Origin of the sequence: Amycolatopsis anabasis, assembly GCF_009765355.1 — a bacterium.
In the GTDB taxonomy this organism is placed as follows: domain Bacteria; phylum Actinomycetota; class Actinomycetes; order Mycobacteriales; family Pseudonocardiaceae; genus Amycolatopsis; species Amycolatopsis anabasis.
The window spans coordinates 1-8252 of record NZ_VTHK01000118.1 but is presented as its reverse complement, the minus strand read 5'-3'; the positions used below and the strand labels follow the sequence as shown (position 1 = coordinate 8252).

At 69.1% G+C, this 8252-nt stretch carries 8 protein-coding genes and 1 pseudogene; 2 read left to right on the top strand and 7 right to left on the bottom strand.

Going from position 1 to position 8252, the window contains the following annotated elements; all coding sequences use genetic code 11:
• Nucleotides 1-242: 242 nt before the first annotated feature.
• Together FXO23_RS49840 and FXO23_RS49835 are read right to left on the bottom strand one after the other, a co-directional pair.
• Nucleotides 243-389 carry a hypothetical protein gene (locus FXO23_RS49840; RefSeq protein WP_158896129.1) on the bottom strand — a complete coding sequence of 49 codons (147 nt, stop codon included), beginning with the start codon at nucleotides 387-389 and terminating at the stop codon, nucleotides 243-245.
• 26 nt (nucleotides 390-415) lie between these two features.
• Complete coding sequence (locus tag FXO23_RS49835; RefSeq protein ID WP_158896127.1) at nucleotides 416-787, bottom strand: winged helix-turn-helix transcriptional regulator; 372 nt, start codon at nucleotides 785-787, stop codon at nucleotides 416-418.
• Nucleotides 788-971: 184 nt separating this feature from the next.
• Between FXO23_RS49835 and FXO23_RS49830 the strand changes: the two genes are divergently transcribed.
• Nucleotides 972-2993 (top strand): APC family permease, encoded by a 2022-nt coding sequence (locus FXO23_RS49830; protein ID WP_158896125.1) that lies wholly within the window; start codon nucleotides 972-974, stop codon nucleotides 2991-2993.
• Between the two features lie 205 nt (nucleotides 2994-3198).
• Here FXO23_RS49830 and FXO23_RS49825 read toward each other — a convergent pair whose 3' ends face one another.
• The 4 genes and pseudogenes from FXO23_RS49825 to FXO23_RS49810 form a co-directional block, all read right to left on the bottom strand.
• Nucleotides 3199-3978 (bottom strand): ABC transporter permease, encoded by a 780-nt coding sequence (locus FXO23_RS49825; protein WP_158896123.1) that lies wholly within the window; start codon nucleotides 3976-3978, stop codon nucleotides 3199-3201.
• Between the two features lie 409 nt (nucleotides 3979-4387).
• Nucleotides 4388-4525, bottom strand: a pseudogene (locus FXO23_RS52910) (ATP-binding cassette domain-containing protein); the annotation flags it as partial.
• A 156-nt stretch (nucleotides 4526-4681) separates the two neighbouring features.
• A complete protein-coding gene (locus FXO23_RS49815; protein WP_158896121.1) occupies nucleotides 4682-5782 on the bottom strand; it encodes an L-threonylcarbamoyladenylate synthase in 1101 nt (366 codons plus the stop codon).
• 87 nt (nucleotides 5783-5869) lie between these two features.
• A complete protein-coding gene (locus FXO23_RS49810; RefSeq protein WP_158896119.1) occupies nucleotides 5870-6508 on the bottom strand; it encodes a carbonic anhydrase in 639 nt (212 codons plus the stop codon).
• A gap of 295 nt (nucleotides 6509-6803) precedes the next feature.
• Between FXO23_RS49810 and FXO23_RS49805 the strand changes: the two genes are divergently transcribed.
• Complete coding sequence (locus tag FXO23_RS49805; protein ID WP_158896117.1) at nucleotides 6804-7196, top strand: STAS domain-containing protein; 393 nt, start codon at nucleotides 6804-6806, stop codon at nucleotides 7194-7196.
• 129 nt (nucleotides 7197-7325) lie between these two features.
• Here the strand turns inward: FXO23_RS49805 and FXO23_RS49800 are convergent, their stop codons facing one another.
• On the bottom strand, nucleotides 7326-7664 hold the full coding sequence (locus FXO23_RS49800; RefSeq protein WP_158896115.1) for a hypothetical protein: 339 nt from the start codon (nucleotides 7662-7664) through the stop codon (nucleotides 7326-7328).
• Nucleotides 7665-8252 lie beyond the last annotated feature (588 nt).

Sequence of the window (8252 nt, the reverse complement as noted above, 5' to 3'; positions counted from 1 at the left end):
TCGATCATCGAAGAGCCAACAGCAGACAGACGAATCAATGCCATCCCCTCATCCTCCTCGCCGCCGTCGCGGAGACCCCCGGGGAAGGAAGCACGATTCCCCCGGCTTCTGCTCGGTGTACTGGTTCCCCAGCGCCATCAAGACGCGGCACCACTGCGTGGCCGCAACTGAGGACGATGCTTGGCGCACTGTGCCGGACCCGCGTGTGCGGATGGTCCCCCAGGTAGCTCATGCCGGGGTGGTCAGGTAGTCCGGTGGCGGGCTCGATACGCCACCGCGGTGACCAGCACCAGCCAGGCGATGCCGAACGGGATCGCCCGTCCAACGTGACCGAGATCCAGATTTCCCACGAATGCGATGAAAAGCCCGATGGAGATCGGTGCCCACATGACCGCCGTCCTTTCCCTAGTCGTCGTTACCGGTGGCCGCGGCGGGCGCCGCCGCCCCTGGATGTCGTCGTGTGCGGAGGATCGAGGTAGTGCTGGTAGAGCGCGGTCCAGACCTCCAACCGGTCCAGTTGCCGGGTGAGGTCGCGACCGGTGGCGGTGAGTTCGTACCGGATCGAGGGCGGTGGGCGGCTGTCCCAGCTGCCGCAGTGACCGCGGCGGCGGGCCGCCCCCTCCGCGGCGAGGAGACGCAGCGCCGAGGCGATCGTCCGCCGACTGGCCCGCACCTGGCGATGCAGGTCCGCGAGCGTGCGGGGCGCTTCGGTGAGGGCGTCGAGGACCTCGACCACGCAGGGTTGGCTGACCAGCCAGGCCAGCTCTGCTGTGGGGTGGTCGGGCACCGGCCGTAGCTCCCCCTTTCCCGCCGTCGGGATAGTTGGCGCCACACGTTAGGCGCGATGGCGCAACGCGCACGGGCGACGCGGTGATTCTTGACATGACACACACGCCGCACTGCCAGATTTTGATGCTTTCTCGACGGGATTGGACCGGCTGGGTGACCCCGGTGTATTTAGGCTTCCGGGGGTGCCGTCTGTCACCTCGATCCTGAAACGGCTGGTGCTCGGCCGCCCCTTCCGCAGCGACAAACTGGGCGAGACCCTCCTGCCCAAGCGCCTGGCGTTGCCGATCTTCGCCAGCGACCCGCTGTACTCGGTCACCTACGCCACCCAGGAAATCCTGCTCATCCTCACCCTCGGCGGGCTGACCTTCCTGCACCTCGCACCATGGGTCGCGCTCGCCGTCGTGGTCCTGCTGACCGTGGTGGTGCTGTCCTACCGGCAGGTGGTACAGGCCTACCCCAGCGGCGGCGGCTCCTACGAAGTTGCCTCCCGCAACCTCGGCCGCCCCGCCGGACTGGTCGTGGCCGGGGCGCTGCTGGTGGACTACATCCTCACCGTCGCCGTGTCGGTGGCCGCCGGAGTCGACAACATCATCTCCGCGATCCCCGAACTCAACCCCTACCGGGTGGCGATCAACCTCGGCTTCATCGTGTTCCTCACCGCGATGAACCTGCGCGGGGTGCGCGAATCCGGCCGCACCTTCGCGATCCCCACCTACGCCTTCGTCGTCGGCGTGCTGATCATGATCGTGGTCGGACTGGCCCGCACGCTCGGCGGGAACCCGCCGGTGGCCGAAAGCGCCGCCCTGGACATCCACCCCGAACAGACCGGCCTGACCGGATTGGCGCTGGCGTTTCTCGTGCTGCGCGCGTTCTCCTCCGGCTGCACCGCGCTCACCGGAGCGGAAGCGATCTCCAACGGGGTGCCCGCGTTCCGCACACCCAAAGGTCTCAACGCCGCCCGCACCATGCTCGCGATGGGCGCGCTGTCGGTCACCATGTTCACCGGCATCACCGCACTCGCCCTGATCTCGCAGGTGCACTTCGCCGAGAACCCCTGCGATTTGATCGGTTTCCCCGGCAACTGCGAAACCGACGCCCAGCGCACCGTGATCGCCCAGGTCGCCGCCGCGGTCTTCGGCGGCGACCACACCGTGTTCTTCTACTACCTGCAAGCCGCCGCCGCGCTGATCCTGATCTTGGCCGCGAACACCGCGTTCAACGGATTCCCGCTGCTGGGCTCGATCCTGGCCCAGGACCGCTTCCTGCCCCGCCAACTGCACACCCGCGGCGACCGGCTGAACTTCTCCAACGGCATCATCCTGCTCGCCGCGATCGCCGGTCTGCTCATCTACGCCTTCGACGGTTCGGCCACCCGGCTGATCCAGCTCTACATCGTCGGCGTGTTCACCTCCTTCACCCTCTGCCAAGCGGGCATGGTCCGGCACTGGAACCGGGAACTCGCGACCGCGGACACTCCGGCCGAGCGGCGACGCATCCACCGCGCCCGGGTGATCAACGCGTTCGGCGCCTGTTTCACCGGAGTCGTCCTTGTCGTCGTGCTGATCACCAAATTCGCGCACGGCGCCTATCTCGTGGTGATCGCCATCCCGGTCCTTTATGGACTGATGCGGGCCATTCACCGTCACTACGACCGCGTCCGGGAGGAACTGCTGCCCGACGCCGACAGCAGCGTCCCGCCCAGCCGGGTGCACGCCCTCGTGCTGACGTCCACCTTGCACAAGCCGACCCTGCGCGCGATCGCGTTCGCCCGCGCCACCCGCCCGGATACACTGACCGCGATCACCGTCAACGTCGACGACGCCGACACCCACGCCTTGCGGCGGCAATGGGAACAACACCACGTCAAAGCGCCGCTGAAGGTCCTCGAATCCCCGTACCGGGAGATCACCCGGCCACTGGTCCGCTACGTGAAGAACCTGCGGCGGGAAAGCCCGCGCGACGTGGTCTGCGTCTACATCCCCGAATACGTCGTCGGACATTGGTGGGAAAACCTGCTGCACAACCAAAGCGCGCTCCGACTCAAGACCAGGCTGCTGTTCGAACCCGGCGTCATGGTGGTCAGCGTGCCCTGGCAACTCCGCTCCAGCGCCCGCCGCGTTCAGCAACGCCTCATCACCAGTCCCGGCGACGTCCGCCGCGGCATTCCCCAACCACCCCCACCGCAGCGCACCACGAGCGAGTAACCGCGGCCCCGGACCGATGCCCCGTAACCCTCGCGGGCAAGCAGATCCAGTGCGAGCTGTGGCTGACCTGTCGATAGGCATTGGATGTTTGGCCGCATCGACGGCCGCGCTGAGGGCCGTCGCGGTGGCATCGGCCGCACGACGACCACCAGTATTGACCACCGAGGTGCGTCGTGACCACCGGGGTGCGTCGTTGATGGGTAGGCTATTGCGATTGATCGGCGTTTCGCCACCAGGCGAGGGTCGCCGCGATGCTCGCGACGCCGACGAGTACGACCGCGGTGTATCCCGCGATGCCCACCGGCGGCTGATCTGGGCCGCCGATTCCGCTGTAGATTCCGGGTACGGCCCAGGGGAAGAGGTGTCCATAGCCGAGCACGGCGATGATCTGGGCGAGGAAGACGGTGACGAACAGGGTGCCGACGGCGGCGAGGTAGCCCCGGCCGATGCTGGCGGCGAGCGCGAACGAGGTCACCAGGAGCCAGGCCATCACGGCGGTGAGCAGCAGCCGGCCGAGCCCGTGCAGGACGGTGGCAGCGGACCAGCCGGGCAGCCCGAGCAGGAATCCGATGATCAGGCCGAGGCCGAAGGTTTCCAGGGTGAGCAGCGCGCACCAGAGCGCGGTGACCAAGAATTTGGCGCCGACGATCGCGCCGCGCGGAGTGGGCAGGGCGAGCAGGTCCTTGACGGTGCGGTCGCTGAACTCGCGGCCGAAGACCCAGATCGTGAGGATGCCGAACAGCACCAGACCGCCGACGGCGATCGTCTGGGCGAGCAGCGCGAGGTACGCGGGCCAGTCGGCGGTGCCTTGGGTGAGCTGGGCCTTCGTCGCCAGCAGCCCGAGCGACCGGGCCCGTTCCGGGTCCTGCACGGCGAACATGATCAGCCCCATCACCGTAGTCCCGAGGGCGAAGGCGAGCAGGCTCACCCAGGACAGGCGGGAGCGCCGCACCTTGAGCACTTCGACCCACAGCACGGCAAGCATCAGTTTTCCCGTTCGCCGGTGGTGACCATGCGGAGGAAGTAGGCTCCAGGTCCTCGCGCTCGACGACCAGCCGGGTCGGTGGGCAGTTGGCTGCCACGAGCAACGTCGCGACCTCGTCCGGGAACCGGGTCGCCCGCTCGTCGTGCAGTTCGAGCGCGCTGTCATCGCCCGGCCGTGGATCGTATCCGGCTTGCCGCAGCACTCTCACGGCCGCAGGGCAGTCGCGGGTCGACACGCGGAGCCATTGACGCACCTGGCTTCGCAGCTTGCCAGCATCCGATTCGCGAACGAAGTGTCCGTTGTGGATGATGCCGATGCGGGTGGCCAGCCGGGCCACCTCGGCGAGGACATGGCTGGAGAGGAAGATCGTCGTGCCGTGCTCGTCGGCGAGACCGCGGAGCAGGTCCCGGATCTCCACGACACCGACTGGGTCCAGGCTGTTCGCGGGCTCGTCCAGGATCAGCAGTTCCGGCCGGTGCAACAGCGCCTTGGCGAGCCCGAGGCGTTGCGCGTTGCCGAGTGAGAGATCACGTGCGCGTCGCTTCACGTACTCCCGCAAGCCCAGCTGGTCGATGACCTCCTCGACGACCGGGCCATCGGGAAGCGGCTGAACAGCACGGCGGGATACGCGGTACTACTGTGACCGTTCCTGTGATCGACTGGAGCGGGACCATCGGGCGTGCACAGGACTTCGGGTGTCCGTTTAGTCCACTTCGGACACTGGGGAATGGTCAAGGTCGGGGGCGCGGGTGCGCTGGCGCTGTGGTGAAGCGTGATCGTTACCGAGACACCCCGCGCTGGCGGCGGATGGCGTCGGTGGCGGTGTCATTCGGGGGGGTCGGGGTCCCGCGGCGCGGCGGAGCCGGTTGGCGATCGCGAGTCCCAGTCCCTGCTCCACGGGCAGGGACGCGACGATGAGGTCACATCCCCGCTGGTCGAGCTGGCGCAGGAGCCCGTACAGCCCGTGTGCGTAGGCGGTCATCGAGTCGGGGAGGGCCACCACGGCGTGCGCCTTGACCGGAGCGTCGGCGAGGGCGGGCGGAACCAGGACGCCCACCTGGTGGCCGTGCTCCTGCGCGAGTTCGGCCTCGGCGAGGACCTTGTCGGGTTCGACGAGGACGACCCGCGCCCGCGGCGCGTAGTGCGAGGGATGCTGGCCCGGCACCCGGACGCGGCTGGTCGAGCCGTCCGCGAGCGGGTACCCGAGTACGGCTTCGAGGTCTTCGCGGGTGACTCCGCCGGGCCGCAGGATGCTCGGGATCTCGCCGGTGGTGTCGACGATGGTCGATTCGACGCCGACCTCGCAGGGGCCGCCGTCCAGCACGAAGTCGACGGCGTCGCCGAGTTCCGCGCGGACGTGGTCGGCGGTGGTGGGGCTGACCGAGCCGAAGCGGTTGGCCGACGGGGCCGCGACACCACCGTCGAAGGCCGCCAGCAGCGCGAGCGCGACGGGGTGGTCGGGCACGCGCACGGCCACCGTGTCCAGGCCGCCTGTGGCTTCGCGGGGCACCCGGCGGCCGCGCCGCAGGACCAGCGTGAGTGGCCCCGGCCAGAAGTGGTCGGCCAGCAGCCGCGCCGCCGCAGGCACCTGGTCGACCCAGCCGTCCAGGTGCTCCGGGCCACCGAGGTGGACGATCAGCGGGTGGGACGGCGGGCGCCCCTTGACCTGGAAAACGCGCGTGACGGCGGCGGGGTCGGCGGCGTTGGCGCCCAGGCCGTAGACGGTCTCGGTCGGCAGCGCCACCAGCCCTCCGGCGCGCAGCACACCGGCCGCCTTCTCGATGTCACCGGTTCGTGCCGTCACGCTCACATTCCACAATTCTCTCTTCCACCCGCTCCGCAAGGCCGTCCCCGACCTCCAGGAACGCCGGACACCGGGGTTGCAGGGGTTTCACTGTGTGGGGGCGGCGTCCTCGTTCAGGCCGTGGGAGGCGACCAACCGGGCGGTGCCGTCGGCCAGCTGGTAGGACAGACCCGCAACGGCGAGGTGGCCTTCGGCCACCCGCTCGGCCAGGACCCGGGAGCGGTCCAGCAGCAGGTCGACGGTGTGCCGGATGTGCTCGTGAAGGATCTCGTCGGCCGTCTCGCGTCCGGCGGCGCGGGCCGCCAGCACGCTCGGGGTCACCCTCTCCACGACGTCACGGACGAAGCCGGCGGGCGCCCTGCCGCCGTCGGCGGCGTCGCGGGCGGCCGCGATCGCCCCGCACGAGTCATGGCCCAGGACCACGACCAGCGGACAGCCCAGCACGCTCACCCCGTACTCGATACTGCCCAGCACCTCCGCACCGACCACATGCCCGGCCGTGCGGACCACGAACAAATCGCCCAGACCCCGGTCGAAGACGATCTCGGCGGCCAGCCGGGAATCGGAACACCCGAACAGCACCGCGAACGGCGCCTGCCCCGGCGCGACCTGCGCGCGGCGCGCGGCGTCCTGGTTCGGATGCTCGGGGCTGCCCGCGGTGAACCGCCGGTTGCCGGCCAGCAGTGTCTCGAAGGCCTCACGGGCCGTCACTGGATCGTGAACCATGGCAGGGAGCCTACTTGGCGCGAACCGCAGCCGGTGCTGTGGCCAACACCCACCGCAGGACAATCCCCGCTGACCGGGGCCACGGGCGAATCGGGTCCGGACTCGCCGTACCCCCGGGGAATGCGTGGCCAGCGCCAACGGCAGTGCCGGTACACCAGGGGACGGGGCACCGACACCTCCCCATGCCAGCGTTCACTTCGGGCCGAGCGTGACACCACTCGGGCCTTCGTCCCCTGGTCCGGGATTCGCCCCGTGGTGGCAACACTCGGGGCGCCATATCGGGGAGAATGGCGCGGTGAGCACTCCCGGGCCTCCCTCCTCGGGCCCGCTTCTGCCGGTCAAGCCCCGGGTGACGGTCACCGTGGAACACCACGACACCACCACGGTGCTGGCCACAGTCGGCGAACTCGACCACGCCACCACACCCCGACTGGTCGACTCGGTCAACCTGGCCCTGGCCCGGCAGCCGACGGTGCTGATCCTGGACCTGTCCGGGGTGGTGTTCATGACCTCGGCCGGTCTGTCCGCGCTCGTGGCTGTGCGCCGCGGCTGCGGAAAGCACACCCAGCTGCGGCTCGTGGTCACCGACCGCATCCTGCGCACCCTGCACCGCACCGGCCTGGCCGAGGTGTTCACCCTGTATCCCACCCGCACCCACGCCCTCGGCCCGAACGGATCACCCGGGTAACAGGAAATCCGCGCCAGCACGGGCTGGGCCCTCCTCACCCCGCTGGCGGATCCGTCCTCGCCTCGTGCGGACTGACCCGGTAGGGCACCCCACGAATCCCGGCCAACTGGTCGCCGGAAAGTGAGACGATCAGACCAGTGTCCGGGTTTTCGGCGCCGAGGAGGGCGATGTTCCGAAGCACGTGCGGCGCCGCCAGTCGCCGAGCAGGGCGAGCATCACGGTGGCCACCGCGTTCCGCGGATCCGGCTGCGGCTCGGCGGTGATCCCGTCAGCCATCCGCACCCACAACCCGCCCGGCAGCGCGATCCCGTTGCTGCGCCGGTGACGCGGATCAACATCGGCTTCCACCGCGGCGGACAGGCCCGCCTGCAGCACACCCCACTCATGCTCTTCCAGGCCCTTGTCGACCTCACGCACCCGCAACCTGCCCTCGACCTCGATGACCACGTAGGTCACCAGCCGCCCCAAACCAGCACACTCCTTCATCCCGTCCGTTGCATCGACGAAGCGAAGACAGTAGAGGGGCCGACACCGGCTCCAGGATCAACATACGTCCCACGTTCCCCGGATAGGCGCGAAAGTTACGACACCGGGCGCCTCCCGGCACAACCCCGCCAACGCGGGCAACCCCGCACACGGAGGGGCCGTCACGGGCGGGCCGCTGGTTCGCTGACCTGGCCCCGCACCACCACGACGTGCGTGATGATTTGTGGACGGGGTTTGCCACTGAACCATTGACCGACGGAGATCCACACCTTATGACCGTCAGTCCATCCCGGCAAGGGGGGCAAGGGCGCGGTCTCCTCCCTACGCCACTGCACGCCGAACTATCGGGAGAAGGACGGCCGCCACCCCGCGACACCGTGAGCGGGCATGGACCATCGAGCCGGGGTGGACCGAGGGATTCGACCCGAACGGGCTAGCGATCTCCCCAGGGGTACTCGGCACTGAACGCGTTGTGGATGCCCTTTGAGTTTGACCGGTGTCCGGTGCTGAGCGGTCTAGTGGGTGCTTTGTCGGAGTGGGGCGCCCACGGCGTGCAGATGGCGCAGGACC